This window comes from Pseudoalteromonas sp. M58, from assembly GCF_042604605.1.
Taxonomy (GTDB): Bacteria; Pseudomonadota; Gammaproteobacteria; order Enterobacterales; family Alteromonadaceae; genus Pseudoalteromonas; species Pseudoalteromonas tetraodonis.
Genome location: NZ_CP152390.1, coordinates 2,274,176 through 2,291,001 on the forward strand (window position 1 = coordinate 2,274,176; position 16,826 = coordinate 2,291,001).

The 16,826-nt window shown below is 40.9% G+C and carries 15 protein-coding genes; 6 read left to right on the forward strand and 9 right to left on the reverse strand.

All coding sequences use genetic code 11. The features are described 5' to 3' along the window. Positions 1–3: 3 nt before the first annotated feature. The 3 genes from pspC to pspA form a co-directional block, all read right to left on the reverse strand. Positions 4–402, reverse strand: a complete 399-nt coding sequence (gene pspC, locus AAGD16_RS10510) for an envelope stress response membrane protein PspC (protein WP_013465440.1) — start codon at positions 400–402, stop codon at positions 4–6. Further along, on the reverse strand, positions 399–632 hold the full coding sequence (pspB, locus tag AAGD16_RS10515) for an envelope stress response membrane protein PspB (protein ID WP_008111014.1): 234 nt from the start codon (positions 630–632) through the stop codon (positions 399–401). The genes pspC and pspB overlap by 4 nt, the downstream gene beginning before the upstream one ends. A 66-nt stretch (positions 633–698) precedes the next feature. Continuing rightward, on the reverse strand, positions 699–1,358 hold the full coding sequence (gene pspA, locus AAGD16_RS10520) for a phage shock protein PspA (RefSeq protein ID WP_016899278.1): 660 nt from the start codon (positions 1,356–1,358) through the stop codon (positions 699–701). 186 nt (positions 1,359–1,544) lie between these two features. Between pspA and pspF the strand changes: the two genes are divergently transcribed. Genes pspF through AAGD16_RS10550 form a run of 6 tightly spaced genes read left to right on the forward strand, consistent with a single transcriptional unit; the run spans position 1,545 to position 7,896 of the window. Then, the gene (gene pspF, locus AAGD16_RS10525) at positions 1,545–2,606 is read left to right on the forward strand and encodes a phage shock protein operon transcriptional activator (protein WP_013465442.1); all 1,062 of its coding nucleotides are present in this window, start codon (positions 1,545–1,547) and stop codon (positions 2,604–2,606) included. A gap of 14 nt (positions 2,607–2,620) precedes the next feature. Next, positions 2,621–4,228 (forward strand): ABC transporter substrate-binding protein, encoded by a 1,608-nt coding sequence (locus tag AAGD16_RS10530; RefSeq protein ID WP_013465443.1) that lies wholly within the window; start codon positions 2,621–2,623, stop codon positions 4,226–4,228. After that, a complete protein-coding gene (locus AAGD16_RS10535; protein WP_058155050.1) occupies positions 4,228–5,262 on the forward strand; it encodes an ABC transporter permease subunit in 1,035 nt (344 codons plus the stop codon). The genes AAGD16_RS10530 and AAGD16_RS10535 overlap by 1 nt, the downstream gene beginning before the upstream one ends. After that, on the forward strand, positions 5,249–6,142 hold the full coding sequence (locus AAGD16_RS10540; protein WP_013465445.1) for an ABC transporter permease subunit: 894 nt from the start codon (positions 5,249–5,251) through the stop codon (positions 6,140–6,142). Before AAGD16_RS10535 ends, AAGD16_RS10540 begins: the two co-directional genes overlap by 14 nt. Then, positions 6,143–7,135 carry an oligopeptide/dipeptide ABC transporter ATP-binding protein gene (locus AAGD16_RS10545; protein ID WP_008111028.1) on the forward strand — a complete coding sequence of 331 codons (993 nt, stop codon included), beginning with the start codon at positions 6,143–6,145 and terminating at the stop codon, positions 7,133–7,135. Further along, positions 7,135–7,896, forward strand: a complete 762-nt coding sequence (locus AAGD16_RS10550) for an ATP-binding cassette domain-containing protein (protein ID WP_013465446.1) — start codon at positions 7,135–7,137, stop codon at positions 7,894–7,896. The genes AAGD16_RS10545 and AAGD16_RS10550 overlap by 1 nt, the downstream gene beginning before the upstream one ends. A gap of 51 nt (positions 7,897–7,947) precedes the next feature. On the opposite strand, the gene ppiD is transcribed toward AAGD16_RS10550, so the two are convergent. From ppiD to tig, 6 genes are all read right to left on the reverse strand, one after another. Next, a complete protein-coding gene (gene ppiD, locus AAGD16_RS10555) occupies positions 7,948–9,849 on the reverse strand; it encodes a peptidylprolyl isomerase (RefSeq protein WP_028834040.1) in 1,902 nt (633 codons plus the stop codon). 174 nt (positions 9,850–10,023) lie between these two features. Further along, positions 10,024–10,296, reverse strand: coding sequence for a nucleoid-associated protein HU-beta (gene hupB, locus AAGD16_RS10560; RefSeq protein ID WP_008111035.1), 273 nt, complete (start codon positions 10,294–10,296; stop codon positions 10,024–10,026). A 210-nt stretch (positions 10,297–10,506) separates the two neighbouring features. Continuing rightward, entirely contained in the window at positions 10,507–12,867 is a 2,361-nt protein-coding gene (gene lon, locus AAGD16_RS10565; RefSeq protein WP_013465448.1) for an endopeptidase La, read from the reverse strand. A 149-nt stretch (positions 12,868–13,016) separates the two neighbouring features. Next, positions 13,017–14,300, reverse strand: coding sequence for an ATP-dependent protease ATP-binding subunit ClpX (clpX, locus tag AAGD16_RS10570; RefSeq protein WP_013465449.1), 1,284 nt, complete (start codon positions 14,298–14,300; stop codon positions 13,017–13,019). Between the two features lie 131 nt (positions 14,301–14,431). Beyond that, positions 14,432–15,049: an ATP-dependent Clp endopeptidase proteolytic subunit ClpP gene (gene clpP / locus AAGD16_RS10575; protein WP_013465450.1), complete on the reverse strand. Its 618-nt coding sequence runs from the start codon at positions 15,047–15,049 to the stop codon at positions 14,432–14,434. A gap of 159 nt (positions 15,050–15,208) precedes the next feature. Next, the gene (gene tig / locus AAGD16_RS10580) at positions 15,209–16,513 is read right to left on the reverse strand and encodes a trigger factor (protein WP_058155052.1); all 1,305 of its coding nucleotides are present in this window, start codon (positions 16,511–16,513) and stop codon (positions 15,209–15,211) included. Between the last annotated feature and the right edge of the window lie 313 nt (positions 16,514–16,826).

Genomic DNA, 16,826 nt, shown 5'->3' on the forward strand with positions numbered 1-16,826 from the left:
CCTTTAAAGTTTATTAATTTCACGACTGACCGTAAATTCGCTTGAGGTAACGTAACGTTCCATCTCTTGTAAGCGAACATCAACACGCGTTAAACGCTCTTTTAAGTCTTGTAATGCACGACGAGGTGGCTCGCCCTTTTGCCATACTTTAAACTTAACTTCTAGTGGGTCATCACTGTAAGTTGAATGCGTTTTATGTGTTGCAGCAGGTTTTTTATCTAAAATAAACCATGCTGCAATGTACGCTACCACAAATAATGGGCCACCGGTTAGTAGTACCGCACTAACAAATATAATGCGAACTAACCATAACTCCATATTAAAGTAGTCACTTAAACCGGCACATACGCCAGCTATTTTGCCGCGTTGTGGGTCTCTGAATAATTCGCGTTTAGTGTTCATACTTTTTGTCTCCACTGAGGTGACTCTTGATCAAGCAACGCTTCTAATGTTTCTACTCTATCAGCCATTTTTTCAGCTTTTTGTGCAAGCTCCAATAATTGGCGGTGCTCATGCTCACTTAACCCTTGGCTTACTTGCTTTTTGCTACGGTAGTGTAAAATTAACCACAGTGGCGCAACAAAAATCATAAATAAGATAAAGGGGGCAACTAGTATCTCTGGATCAAACATAATCCTCTCCTGACAATCCGTATTCTATGTTGATGTCAGGGGCACGTGGCCCCTGATATTATCGTTTTATTTATTTGCGAGTTTCTTTTTAAGTTCAGCTAACTCGTCATCAATCTTTTCATTCTTTTGTAAGTCTGCAATTTCATCAGCTAACGTTTGTTTACCTAAATCATAAGACTCTATTTGAGATTCTAGCCCATCAATTTTGGTTTCGTAACGTTCAAAGCGATTAAGTGCATCCTCTACTTTAGAACTATCAAGCGCTTTTTTAACTTCAAGGCGCGACTCAGCCGAGCGTTGACGTAAAATAATCGCTTTTTGACGTGCCTTAGCATCTGCTAGCTTTTCTTGTAGCGTAGTTACCTCTTGTTGTAGCTTCTCAATATGAGACTCTACATGGTCAAGTTCACTTTCTACCGCAGCAACTGCGTCGGCTGATTTTTGCTTTTCAAGTAATGCTGAGCGTGCTAGATCGTCACGATCTTTGCTCAGTGCCAATTCGGCTTTGTCTTGCCAATCGTTTACTTGGGCTTTTAGTGTATCTACGCGACGTACTAATTCTTTTTTCTCAGCGAGTGTTTTTGCTGATGTAGAGCGAACCTCTACCAGTGTATCTTCCATCTCTTGGATAATAAGACGAACCATTTTTTCAGGGTCTTCTGCTTTATCTAAAATGGCATTGATATTAGAATTAACAATGTCTGCAAAACGTGAAAAAATTCCCATAACATATACCTCTATTATTTAATCTAAATGTGTCTGCTTTTATTAGTATCAATATGCTTGCCAACTTTTTTAATTTTAAAATAGCAATAAATTTCAAACAGTTAAATCCAAATTACAAATTGCTTTTGTTATCAATCATAATGAAATACACTAACTGTTAGTAAAAATGACTAAGAGTTAGGAAATATGAGTCAATATCGCCAACAGGATAATTTGCTCGGCCAATCAGACAGCTTTTTATCGGTTCTTGATCAGGTATCGCAGCTAGCAAACCTAGATAAACCCGTACTTATTATTGGTGAACGTGGTACCGGTAAAGAGCTTATTGCAGCACGTTTACACTTTTTATCCAAGCGCTGGGATCAAAGTTACGTCAAACTCAACTGTGCGGCATTAAACGAAAATCTACTCGAAAGTGAATTATTTGGCCATGAAAGTGGTGCATTTACCGGCGCAAGTAAACGCCATGAAGGCCGATTTGAGCGGGCTAATAGCGGCACCTTATTTCTAGATGAGTTGGCAAATACTTCTGCCCTAGTGCAAGAAAAGCTATTAAGGGTAATCGAGTATGGTGAGTTTGAGCGTGTTGGCGGCAAACAAACGGTTAAAGTAGATACGCGCTTAGTCTGTGCGACCAATGAAGACTTACCGCATTTAGCGCAGCAAGGTGAATTTAGAAGCGATTTACTCGATAGGCTCGCATTTGATGTGATCACTCTACCGCCACTGCGCGAACGCCAAGACGATATTATGTTACTGGCTGAGCAATTTGCAATGAATATGGCACGCGACTTAGAGTGGGAGTTATTTAGTGGCTTTACTCGCAATGCACAAGAAAGTTTACTCAGTTATGAGTGGCCGGGTAATGTCCGTGAGCTTAAAAATGTGGTGGAGCGAAGTCTGTATCGCCACGGCAATGAACACATCCCTGTGCATAAAATTATTTTAGACCCATTCGAAAGCCGCTTTAGACCTAAAGCACGTATTAAACATACACAAGCCCCTGTTGCTGTGCAAAATGAAGTTGTTAACACCCAGCCCATAGAAGCGCCTGTAACACCGAGTTTGAGTAACGCAGAACCTGAGTTTCCTTGTGACTTAAAAACACTCTCTAATGAATTTGAGATCACATTAATAAAAAAAGCATTAGAACATAGCCAATTTAATCAAAAGAAGACTGCAGAAGTACTTGGTTTAACGTATCATCAATTACGTGGTTATTTGAAAAAATACAATTTGCTGGAATAGTAGAGGTTGTGCGGGTGCATAAATTATTACTTGCTTTATTATCATTGAGTTTAGTAGGTTGCATTGATAGTAAAGAAGAAATCTTAGAAGAAAAAAACCAAGGCCTCGTTTATTGCGCTGAGGCAAATCCTGTGTCGTTCAATCCACAAGTCACAACCACAGGATCAACCATCGATATTATTGCTAACCAGTTGTACGACCGGTTAATTAGTATTGACCCTGTGACCGCTGAATTTAAAAGCGAACTAGCCACCGACTGGAAAATTAGCAAAGACGGTAAGTCTGTCACTTTTACTCTGCGCAAAGGGGTTAAATTTCATACCACCGCGTATTTTACTCCAACACGCGAATTTAACGCTGATGATGTCATTTTCACTTTCAGTCGTTTATTTGATGTATACAACCCCTATCACTTTGTCGGTGATGCGAATTACCCCTACTTTCAAAGTGTGGGTATTGACCAACTTATTCGTAAAATTGTCAGGGTGTCTGATCACCAAGTTCGGTTTGAATTATTTAACGCAGAAAGCAGTTTTTTAGCGAATATGGCGACCGATTTCGCCGTGGTGCTCTCTAAAGAATATGCCATGGCGCTCAAAGCCAACAACCAAGAAAACCTATTTGATCAATATCCAGTTGGCACCGGTCCTTATATTTACAAAGAATACCGACGAGACCATTTAGTACGCTTTTATAAAAACGCTGACTATTGGAAACACGAGGTGGCACTTGAGCAGTTGGTGTACGACATTACCCCTAATGGCACAACGCGTATTGCTAAAATTCTTACCAAAGAGTGTGACGTAACTGCGCATCCTAGCAGTGCACAGTTAAGTATTTTAGCTCAGCGAGATGATATTAACGTTGAAAGGGAAACCAACTTAAACATAGGTTATTGGGCATTTAATACCGAACGCCCTCCGTTTGATAACTTAAAAGTACGCCAAGCCTTAGTGCATGCCATTGATATAGAAAAAATAATGCAGGCAGTTTACTACGGTAATGGACTTCGTGCGCGGTCAATATTACCACCCACGTCGTGGGCGTTTGAACCACAAAAGAACATGCCAATTTTCGACCCACAACTGGCAAAAAAACTATTAACTGAAGCCGGTTATGAAAAAGGGTTTGATATGAGCATTTGGGCTATGCCTGTCAGCCGTATTTATAACCCCAATGCACGAAAAATGGCAGAGCTGATGCAAAGCGATTTACGCAAAATTGGCGTTAACGTTAATATTGTCGAGTATGAGTGGAACACCTTTATTCAACGCATAGGCGAGCACCGTCACGACAGTGTATTATTAGGTTGGGCAGCAGATACGCCTGATCCTGATAACTTTTTTAGCCCGTTACTTAGCTGCACCGCGACCTTCAGTGGCAAAAACCCAGCGAACTGGTGTAATCCTGAATTTGATTTACTGTTAACTAAAGCTCTCGATACGACCGATTTAAATTTACGTAAACAATATTACGACGCTGCACAAAGTATGATCATCGAACAATTACCCTTATACCCAATAGCCCACGGCATGCGTTTTCAGGCAAGTAGTGCTGATGTTGAGGGGATCACACTCGGGCCATTTGGCGCTATTTCATTGGCTAACGCGAGGAAGAAGTAATGTTATTCGATTATATTTTACGCCGCCTCGGATTGTTATTTTTCATGGTGTTATTACTGAGTATTTTTACTTTTTCGCTGAGCTACTTATTCCCTGGCGATCCACTGAGTAACTTAAGTGGCATACCAGACACTAATTTTACTCAAAATGCACAGCTAGAAGAAAAGTACCTGTTTAACAGTAACTACTTCATGCAGTTCATTGCCTTTGTTGGGCGAATAGTACAAGGCGATTGGGGCGTGTCGTTTGCCTCAGGAGATAGTGTTTTTGCTCACGTGGTTGATTTAATTCCAGCGACCTTAGAGCTGAGTATTTATGCGTTAGTCATCTCGGTTGTAGTAGGCGTGCCTGTCGGGATTTTAGCATCGGCTTATCATAAACAATGGCCTGATAAATTAATTAGCTCAACAGCTATGGTTGGTTATTCTATGCCTATTTTTTGGCTCGCGTTATTACTAATTATGGTTTTTTCGCTCAAACTTGGTTGGTTTCCTATGTCGGGGCGAGTGAGCTTATTGTATGAAATACCTGCCAGTACGGGGTTTATCTTACTGGATATTTTACTTGCTGATTTTCCCTACAATGGCATGGCAATGCTTGATGCACTGCATCACCTAACGTTACCTACCATTGTACTGGCTATGTATCCGACTACTGTATTGGTGCGCTTTACTCGCGAATCAATGTTAAAAGTAATGGATCAAAACTTTATCAAAACAGCTCGCGCCAAAGGCCTTAACCGTGGACAGCTTATTATTCATCACGCCCTGAGAAATGCATTACTGCCAGTCATAAAGCAAATAGGTTTGCAATTTAGCACCTTGATCACCCTTGCTATGATCACCGAGGTTATTTTTTCATGGCCGGGGATTGGCCGTTGGTTAATCGACAGTATTTATCAACGTGACTACCCTGCCATACAAGGGGGGTTAATGGCCGTTTCTTTTTTTATTATTATTGCCACAATTATAGCTGAACTAACATACACCCTACTCGATCCTCTGTCTCGGAACCAAGCGCATGGCAAAGTTTAATTTATTTTCAGAAGATTCAAATAAATCGCCATTAGCGAGACTATGGCGAAAATTTAAAAATAACCATCCTGCTTTGGTGGGTTTATGGGTGTTTATTGCCTTTAGTATATTAGCTGCAACAGCGCCGTTTCTTGCGCCCTATGGAGTAAATCAACAGCACAGTAATGCACTACTGCTGCCACCTTCATGGAATGAAATGGGCGATGTGCGGTTTATTTTAGGCACCGATGACTTAGGCCGAGATGTGCTTTCACGCTTGATGAATGGTGCGACTTATACTTTTGGTTTGTCGGTCGTGGCTGCCCTAATTACCACCATAATTGGTGTGTTAGTCGGTACATTTGCTGGTATAAGCAAAGGCATACGCTCTAGCTTTTTGAACCATTTACTTGATGTAACCTTATCTATCCCCTCATTATTATTGGCCATTATTATTATTGCCATACTCGGCCCAGGATTAATGAATACCGTTTGGGCAATTATTTTAGCGCTGTTACCACAGTTTATTCATTCCATTAGAAACCTAATCGTTGATGAGCTGGGTAAAGATTATGTCACAGCGTACCGGCTCGATGGGGCCTCTAAGTGGCATATTTTATCGCGCGGTATTTTTCCTAATGTGTATGAGTATATTGTGGTTATTTTTACTATGGCCCTCTCCACAGCTATTTTAGATATTGCTGCGCTAGGGTTTTTAAAACTTGGCGCACAGCCGCCGACCACTGAATGGGGTGCTATTTTGGCCGAAAACTTAGGGCTTATTTATTTAGCGCCATGGACGGTGGCTCTTCCGGGTGTACTGCTATTTTTAGCCGTTCTTTCAACAAACTTGGTGGGCGATGGACTTCGCAAAGTTTTACAAGCGCGTAAGGCCGATTAAATGCATTTACTAGATATTCGAAACTTAACCATAGAGCTGCAAACGTCTGAAACCGCTATTCGTGCTGTTGACCGAGTAAGTTTTAGTTTAAAAGAAGGTGAAGTACACGCCTTAGTGGGAGAATCCGGCTCAGGAAAAAGCTTAATTGCAAAAGCCATTGTAGGCGTACTTAACGAACGCTGGGTTATAACCGCCGATAGAATGCATTGGCGCGGTGTTGATTTAATGCGCCTCACACCAGAGCAGCGCCGTAAAACCGTCAGCCAAGACATTGCAATGATTTACCAAGATCCAAGTCGCTGCCTTGACCCTACTGCAAAAATATTTAACCAAATCGCTGAAACACTGCCTGAAGTGGCCGCCAAAGGGTTTTTCTTAAAACGCAACCGAGAGCGTAAAGATCGTGTAAAAGCACTGATACACAAAGTGGGCATTAAAAATCATGAAGCCGTGCTTGATAGCTACCCTCATGAACTCTCTGAAGGCGTTTGTCAAAAAGTCATGATAGCCATGGCCATTGCGCGTACACCTAAATTGCTCATTGCTGATGAGCCAACAACCGCACTAGAAAGTACCACTCGTGCGCAGGTATTTCGATTATTAAAAAGTTTGAATCAGCTAAAGAATATGTCTATTTTGATGATTTCCCATGAGCTAGAAGAAATAGTAAATTGGTCACATGGTATTCATGTTTTGTATTGCGGACAAATGGTTGAAGCCGGTCCAACGCACCGTATTTTTAGCCAACCGCGTCATCCTTATACGCAGGCTTTATTAAAAAGCTTACCTGATTATGAGCACGGCTTAGCCCATAAAGAACCTTTTTATGCATTAAAAGGCACTATACCTACACTACAACATTTACCGATTGGTTGTCGTTTAGGACCGCGTTGCCCGCAAGCACAAAAAGAGTGTGTGGTTGCCCCTAAACTCTCTAAACACCACGGCCATAGTTACGCGTGTCACTTTCCATTGATCAAGGAAGTAAAATAATGCAACCCTTGTTAAAAGTTCAAGCCTTGTCAAAAGCCTTTAACATGCGTGCAGGTTTATTTAGCCGTAAAAAATTTGATGTACTAAAAAACATCTCATTTAGTATTGGTAAAGGTGAAACGATTGCCATTATTGGTGAAACCGGCTCAGGAAAAAGCACCCTCGCTAAATTGTTAGTTGGCGCATACAGTGCAGACAGCGGACAAATATTATTAGAAAATAACACCATTGAAAACAACGGCCAGCGCGATGCTCAGTGCCGTTATATCCGAATGATTTTTCAAGACTCCGCCACCTCGTTAAACCCAGCACTAACCATTGCAGAAATGCTCGACGATTGCCTAAAATTTAATACCGATTTTGATAAAGATCAGCGCAGTGAAAAAATTGGCAGTACTTTACTTAAGGTCGGTTTGCTGGTTGATCACCAACAATACTATCCGCATATGTTTAGTATTGGGCAATTACAGCGTATAGCGCTCGCTCGCGCACTTATTTTAGATCCCAAGGTCGTTGTACTCGATGAGGCACTTTCGTCGCTTGACCCCTCTGTGAGGGCGCAAATAGTTAACTTATTACTTAAATTACAGCTCGAAACCGGTTTAACCTATATTTTGATCACCCATCACTTAAGTTTAGTGCGTCATATTAGCGACCAATTAGTCGTTCTCAATAAAGGTGAAATTGTTGAATACGGTCCCACTGAAGCTATTTTTCAAAGCCCACAGTCAAAGGTTACTCAACGCTTATTAAGCTGTTAATACAAAAACAAAAAAGGCGCCAATTGGCGCCTTTTATAGTTTAGCTATTATTTATTCCGCAGGTTGCGCTGCTTTTGGTACATTAAGTTCCGCTTGTTGCTTAAGCGACTCAATGAATACCGTATAGTTTTTCTGTGCTTGGGCCATCGTGATATTTTGCTTCATTTGTGGCTCAATGCTGTCACTCACTGGTGCATCCGTGACTGAGTTAAGCGCAACAATAGCAGCATCACCATTGTTTAAGTTAACTACATCATAAACTGCGCCATCTCGTGGGTGCGCCATTTTAAATACTTGGGTAACAATAGCAGGCGAAACAGCAAAGCTTTCACGAGTAAGTTGCGACTCTTGACGAACGCTTAGTGACTGCTCAGCAGCAACATCGTTTAAGCTCTTACCGTCTTTGATTTGTGCAAATAAGGTACGTGCTTTTTCTTTAGCAAGATCCGACGCTTTTTCGTTTACTAAGCGTGTTTTAATTTGCTCGCTTACTTCGCTCAATGCTTTAGTTGCAGCCGGTTGATGCTCGTTAACACGAACCACAATCACGTGCTCATTACCTAGTTCGATTACTTCTGAGTTTACTTTATCTTCTAGTAATTCAACTGATGATAATGCGGTTATAACCGCAGGATTATTAAGCGGCTCAGGAAGCGCACTCAGTGCTAATAGCGGTGTAGATTGTACTTCAACACCCGCCACTTCAGCAGCATCGTCTAAGCGGTCAGAAATCTCAAATGCTAACGCACCCATTTCTGTTTGCTTCTCGTAAAACGCATCCACTTTTTCAGCTTGTTCAAGTTCAGCACGTAAATCGGCTTTCACGGCATCGTAAGGTTTAACTTGCTGCGATTGAATGTCTGTAAGTTTAATGATGTGATAACCAAATTCAGAGGCTACTACATCAGAGTAATCACCTTTGTTTTGCAGTGCAAAAGCAGCATCTTCAAATGCAGGCTCCATGACATCACGTTCAATCCACTCTAGGTCACCACCCATTTCGGCGCTAACAATATCATCTGACGACGATTCAGCTAATTGTGCAAAATCAGCACCCGCATTAAGCTGTGCTAATAAAGACTCAGCTTTCGCTTTTGCCGCATCGTCATCTTCACTGTTATCAATTAAGATATGTGATACACGACGTTTTTCAGGCTCAACATATTGCGCTTTACTCTGCTCATAATATGCTTTTACGTCGTCTTCACTTACCGATGCAACATCGATATCATCTGCATCTAACTCAATGTAATTAACTGAAATAAGCTCTGGCGATAAAAATTGCCCTGCATTTAATTCGTAATAATCAGCCACTTCTTGATCAGTAACGTCAACATCAGCCTGCATTGCTTGTTTATCAATGACTAAATAATCAATGCTGCGAGTTTGTTGTTGCAGTGCAATGGCTGATTTAAGCTCGTTTTGCAATGCAAAGTCAGTTCCTGCAACCGCTGACACTAACTGGCTACGTGTCATATCATCACGAAGGTACTCTCGAAATGAATCAGGTTGGAAGTTCATTTGACGAATCACTTGTAAGTAACGGTCGTTATTAAACTGATCGCCAATTTTAAAATAAGGAAGCTCTAAAATTGTTTGACGAATACTTTCATCACTCACACGCAGACCCAGCTCAGTCGCTAACTGGCTTTGTAATTCTTGTTGTACTAAACGGTCAATCACGCCTTGACGTATTTGAGCCATATAAGTTGGATCGGCTGCTATTTGGGTAAAATATTCACCAAATTGTTGTTCTAAGCGGCTACGTTCATTTTGAAACGCACGGCTAAATTCTGTTTGGCTAATTTTAATTCCATTTACTTCAGCAACGGGTTGTTCTGTGGTTTGACCTAAGTAACTACCGATCCCAGCTAAGGCAAAAGATAAAATCACCGCGCCTAAAATGACTTTGGCTACCGGCCCTTGCGAACCTTCTCTGATTTTCTCAAGCATTTGTTTATCTCTTTTCTGACCAAGGTCTTTTCTACCTTGTCATATGTAAAAAAAGCGTATCTTACCAGATACGCTTTTTCACTTGAAGTAACTGGCGGTGAAGTAACTTAATTCATCGATTAGAATAATTAAGCGTATTGTTCACTCGCCATAACTAATTTGTTTACACAGTGATTAGTTTACTGCGTCTTTAAGCGCTTTACCGGCTTTAAAAGCTGGGATGTTAGCAGCAGCAATTTGAATCGTTTCACCAGTTTGTGGGTTACGACCTGCACGAGCAGCACGCTCACGTACAGAGAAAGTACCAAAACCAACAAGTGCAACTGAGTCGCCATCTTTTAGCGCGCCAGATACAGATTCGATGAATGAATCTAGTGCACGACCTGCAGCCGCTTTAGAAATGTCAGCATCAGCTGCGATTTGATCGATTAATTGAGATTTATTCACAATATCATCCTCTTTCATTGTTGTTATCAAGAGCGATTGTTTTTTTAAACTAACATCACTGTTTTGAAATTTTTGAGCATTTATTTAAAGCTCATATGATTATATTTTTCTTAAGCCTAGGCCCTGCAAGGGCTAGGCTTGAAAACCAGTGCTTAACTTATCATACCGTTTAGATTTGAAAAGCCCCTAAAAGCACTTTTTTTGGCTTTTTTACTGCTTTTTCGGTGTTTCGACTGAAAAACTATCAACTGGATGCACTAAAGCAAGCTTTAATACCTCATCAATCCATGTAACTGGGTGAATATCAAGACCCGCCAATACATTGTCAGGTATCTCTTTTAAGTCACGTTCGTTAATTTTTGGAATGATGACCGTTTTAATCCCACCACGGTGAGCCGCTAATAATTTCTCTTTTAAACCACCAATAGGCAATACTTCACCACGTAAGGTAATTTCACCTGTCATGGCTACATCAGAGCGCACCGCATTACCGGTTAAGCTTGAAACCAAACACGTTACCATTGCAATACCGGCACTTGGGCCATCTTTAGGTGTTGCACCCTCAGGTACGTGTACGTGAATATCGCGCTTTTCATAAAAGTCGCTATTAATACGCAGCTCATCAGCACGATTACGCACAACGGTCATTGCCGCTTGAATCGACTCTTGCATTACATCGCCTAACGAGCCTGTATAGGTCAGCTTACCTTTACCTGGTACTGCAGCACATTCAATCGTGAGTAAGTCACCGCCTACTTCTGTCCATGCAAGGCCTGTAACTTGGCCAATACGGTCGCCATCTTCTGCTTTACCGTAATCAAAGCGCTGCACACCTAAGTATTCTTCAAGGTTATCTGCATCAATTGTCACTGTTTTAGTGTCTTTTTCGATTAAGATATTTTTAACCGCTTTACGACATAGCTTAGATACTTCACGCTCTAAATTACGCACGCCCGCTTCACGGGTGTAATAACGGATAATACCAATGATGGCACTGTCGGCAATTTCAACTTCTTTAGCTTTTAAACCATTACGCTTAATTTGCTTAGGAATTAAGTGCTCTTTAGCAATATTTAGCTTTTCGTCTTCGGTGTAACCCGATAATCGAATCACTTCCATGCGGTCTAATAAAGGACCTGGAATATTAAAGCTATTTGAGGTTGCAACAAACATCACATCAGATAAGTCGTAATCAACTTCTAAGTAATGGTCCGCAAAATGACTGTTTTGCTCAGGATCCAATACTTCTAACAATGCTGATGCAGGGTCACCGCGCATATCCGCTGACATTTTGTCAATTTCATCTAACAAGAATAATGGGTTTTTAACGCCTACTTTAGTCATGTTTTGAATTAACTTACCAGGCATAGAACCAATGTAAGTACGACGATGCCCACGAATCTCAGCCTCATCGCGTACGCCACCGAGTGCCATACGAACGTATTTACGACCCGTTGAACGCGCAATAGACTGTCCAAGTGATGTTTTACCTACACCTGGCGGTCCAACTAAACATAAGATTGGCCCTTTAAGTTTATTTGTGCGCTGTTGTACTGCGAGGTACTCAATAATGCGTTCTTTGACTTTATCAAGGCCGTGGTGATCGCTATCTAATATTTTTTGCGCGCCGGCTAAGTCTTTTTTCACCTTAGAGCGTTTTTTCCACGGTACGTTAATTAACGTATCTATGTATGAGCGAACAACACTGGCTTCTGCCGACATTGGCGACATCATCTTAAGCTTATTTAATTCAGCTGTGGCTTTTTCTTTCGCTTCTGATGGCATGCCAGACTCTTCAATGCGCTTTTTCAACGCTTCAAATTCATCCGGTACGTCATCAATTTCACCCAACTCTTTTTGAATCGCTTTCATTTGCTCATTGAGGTAATACTCACGCTGCGATTTTTCCATTTGCTTTTTAACGCGGGTGCGAATTTTCTTCTCAACTTGCAATAAGTCTATTTCACCTTCCATCAGCGCCATTAAGTACTCTAAACGTTCTGTAACGCTAGATATTTCAAGTACTTTTTGTTTTTCAGGCACTTTCAATGGCATATGTGCTGCCATAGTGTCAGCAAGACGCGCAGGCTCATCAATACCGGATACCGAGGTCATGACTTCAGGTGGAATTTTTTTATTTAATTTTACATAGCCTTCAAACTGGCTCAATGCACTACGAATAAAGATATCTTGTTCTTGTTCGTTCACTGAATCCGATTCAATAAACTGTGCATTGGCAACGAAGAAGTCTTCGTTATCAACAAACTCTTCGATATTCGCACGTTGTGTGCCTTCAACTAATACTTTTACTGTACCATCGGGTAGCTTTAATAATTGAAGTACAGTCGCAATTGTCCCAACACGATAAATATCGTCTTTCTCAGGCTCATCTACAGTTGCATCTTTTTGTGCAACTAAGAAAATTTGTTTGTCTTTATCCATTGCCGCTTCAAGGCATTTTATTGATTTTTCACGGCCTACAAAAAGCGGGATCACCATGTGTGGATACACCACCACATCGCGCAGTGCTAGCACAGGGATTTCGACTCGATCGTTTCTCTCAAGCGTCATTGTATTTTCTCTTTGCACTTCATTTATTTAAAGATTACTCAAGTATATGGGGATAACCTAATTAAAGTTCAACAATTTTTGTTAACTCGATTAAATTAATTATAAAAAAAGGAGCCATTGGCTCCCTTTTTTTATGATTCGCTCAGAATTTAATCTGCCGCAGCATGTTCTTGATTACTGCTGTCATAAATTAAGATAGGATCAGACTCGCCTTTAATAACGGTTTCATCAACAACCACTTTGCTAACGTTATCAATTGAAGGCAGCTCATACATAGTATCAAGCAATACACCTTCTACGATTGAACGTAAGCCACGCGCACCGGTTTTACGTTCCATTGCTTTATGAGCAATAGCACGCAGTGCATCATCACGAAACTCAAGCTCAACATCTTCCATACCAAACAATACTGAAAACTGTTTAGTAATGGCGTTTTTAGGCTCACTTAGAATTTGTACCAGCGCGGCTTCATCAAGTTCAGTCAATGTTGCAACCACAGGTAAACGACCAATAAACTCTGGAATTAAACCATATTTTACTAAATCTTCTGGCTCAACATCTTTAAATGTTTCACTCAGAGAACGGCTCGCCGCCGACTCTTTAACGTCAACACCAAAACCAATACCGGTGTTTTTATGGCTACGCTGCTCAATAACTTTATCAAGACCAGCAAATGCACCACCACAAATAAACAGTATTTTAGAGGTGTCTACTTGCAGGAACTCTTGCTGTGGATGTTTACGTCCACCTTGTGGAGGAACAGAAGCCACTGTACCTTCAATCAGTTTAAGTAAGGCTTGTTGTACACCTTCACCTGATACATCACGTGTGATTGATGGGTTATCTGATTTACGAGAAATTTTGTCAATTTCATCAATGTAAACAATACCACGTTGTGCTTTTTCTACGTCGTAGTCACATTTTTGTAAAAGCTTTTGAATAATGTTTTCAACATCTTCACCTACATAACCGGCTTCGGTTAGTGTGGTGGCATCGGCCATAGTAAACGGCACATCAAGTAAACGAGCTAACGTTTCAGCTAATAATGTTTTACCACTCCCGGTTGGGCCAATTAATAAAATATTACTTTTACCTAGTTCAACGTCTTGTTTAGTTGATTGATTGCGTAAACGCTTGTAGTGATTGTAAACCGCTACAGACAATACTTTCTTCGCATGGTCTTGACCAATAACGTAGTCGTCTAAGTGGTTACGAATTTCTTTTGGCACAGGTAATTTGTCAGCGGCATCATGCTTAGGCGCGATGTCTTTAATTTCTTCCCTGATAATATCATTACACAGCTCTACACATTCATCACAAACGTATACTGAAGGTCCTGCAATTAACTTTCGAACTTCATGCTGGCTTTTGCCACAAAAAGAGCAGTATAACAATTTATTACTTTTGTCGCCGTCTGTAGGAGTGTCAGACATTCAGCTACCTCATTTTATTACGTTGGCCACCAAAGTCTTGGTGGCTATTTTAATACGCTTTAACTATACCAAAATTTAGTGTTTTTCGCATAGTAACTCTCATTAGCAAGCATCACTGCTTGCAGGCATACTTACTTGCTACCGCGATTAGTAAATACTGAGTCAACAATACCGTAATCTACAGCTTGGCTTGCACTCATAAAATTGTCACGGTCTGTATCGCGTGAAACAACGTCAAGCGGTTGGCCAGTATGCTCAGCCATTAAGCGATTTAACTTGTCTTTAATAGACAGGATTTCTTTTGCGTGTATTTCAAAGTCAGACGCTTGACCTTGGAATCCACCTAACGGTTGGTGAATCATCACGCGTGAATTTGGTAAACAAAAACGTTTACCCTTCGCGCCACCAGACAGTAAAAATGCGCCCATGCTAGCCGCTTGGCCTACACAGATTGTGCTTACGTCTGGTTTAATGAAGTTCATTGTATCGTAAATAGCCATTCCCGCAGTGACAGAGCCACCCGGTGAATTGATATATAAGAAAATATCTTTTTCTGGGTTCTCTGATTCTAAAAATAGCATTTGCGCTAAGATCAGGTTTGCCATGTTGTCTTCAACTTGGCCCGTTAAAAAGATAATACGCTCTTTTAATAGTCTCGAATAAATATCAAACGAGCGCTCGCCTTTAGCTGTTTGCTCAACAACCATAGGGACTAATGCGTTTAGGGGATCTGTCATACCAGTGTTCATACTTATTTAATTCCTTATGCGCTTATACTTATTCTAAGAAAAGCATAATGATCATTTTTAGCTAATTAAGAACCACAAACTAAAATGGCCCGGGCACACTGCATAAACAGAGTAACACGAGCCATTTAATCGTTAGCGAGCGCTTAAGTCAATGACTTATTATGCACCTTGCTGTGGATTCATGATGTCATCAAATGCTTTTTCAACATCAGTCACAGTTGCTTTAGCCAAAATAGCTTCAACAGCTTGCTCTTCCATTGCTACATTACGCATTTGCTGCATTAGTTGATCATTTGCTTTGTAGTATTCTACTACTTCAGTTGGATCTTCGTATGCAGAAGCTACAGTAGCAATTAATGCTTCAACTTTAGCGTCATCAACTTTGATGTCATTCGCTTTAATCACTTCACCTAATAATAGGCCAGTTTTAACACGTGTTACTGCTTGCTCGTGGAACAATTCAGCTGGAAGCTCTGGCATGTTTTGACCATTGCCACCAAAACGTTGAGCAGCTTGCTGACGTAGTGCGTCAACTTCTTGGTCGATTAATGCTTTAGGCACTTCAACTTCGTTTTGCTCTAAAAGACCTTTAATTGCTTGGTCTTTAACGTTAGCTTTAACCGCTTGGTCTAGCTCACGCGTCATGTTCTTTTTAACTTCTTCTTTAAGCGCGTCTACACCGCCTTCGGTAACACCGAATTTAGTTGCAAACTCATCGCTTAATTCAGGTAATTCTTGCGCTTCAACTTTTTTCACTGTGATAGTGAATTGAGCCGCTTTACCTTTTAAGTTTTCAGCATGGTAATCTTCAGGGAAAGTTACATCAGCAACCACTTCTTCGCCTGCTTTTTTGCCAACGATGTTATCTTCAAAACCTGGGATCATACGACCTTGGCCAAGTTCTAATGGGAAGTCTTCAGCTTTGCCGCCTTCAAATTCTTCGCCGTCGATAGTACCAACGAAATCAACCGTTACACGGTCGTTTGCGCCAGCCGCTGCATCAACATCAGCCCAAGAAGCGTGTTGCTTACGAAGTGTTTCTAGCATGTTTGCTAAATCTTCGTCAGTAACTTCTACCGCTGGTTTTTCAACAGCAATTTTCTCTAAACCTTGAACTTCAACTTCAGGATAAACTTCAAATGTTGCTGAGAATTCTAAATCTTTACCTGCTTCAAGTGCTTTAGGAGCAAATGTTGGTGCGCCTGCAGGGTTAATTTTTTCAGCAACAATTGCTTCAATGTAATTACGTTGCATTACTTCGCCAGCAACTTCTTGACGAACAGCTGGTCCGAAACGCTTGTTGATTACTGATACTGGAACTTTACCAGCACGGAAACCGTCGATACGCTGCGTTTTTGACAGTTGTTGTAAGCGTTTTTTTACTTCGGTCTCAACGTTCTCTGCAGGAACGGTGATGGTCAGACGGCGCTCAAGGCCTTGAGTCGTCTCAACAGAAACTTGCATGATTTACCTCAATATTCAATTTTGGCGACTGTTCGCCTTCCTTACAAACAAAGTAATCTATAGGCGTCTTGATAAAATTCAAGCTTTGGGGCTTAAAAAAATCCGTCGCTACCAGGAGATACCATTGCTGCTCTGCCCTTAGGGCACTATATTATTAAACAAATAGACGCGGCATTATAACCTAATATTTATGATAGTCGAGTGTAGGGGGCAATTATTTGGGGTAGATCAGGGTAGATAACGACTAAGCGAATAAAAAACAGACTAATTAAGTGAAAATACGATTAATAAAGAAAAAATTAAGGGTGTTGTT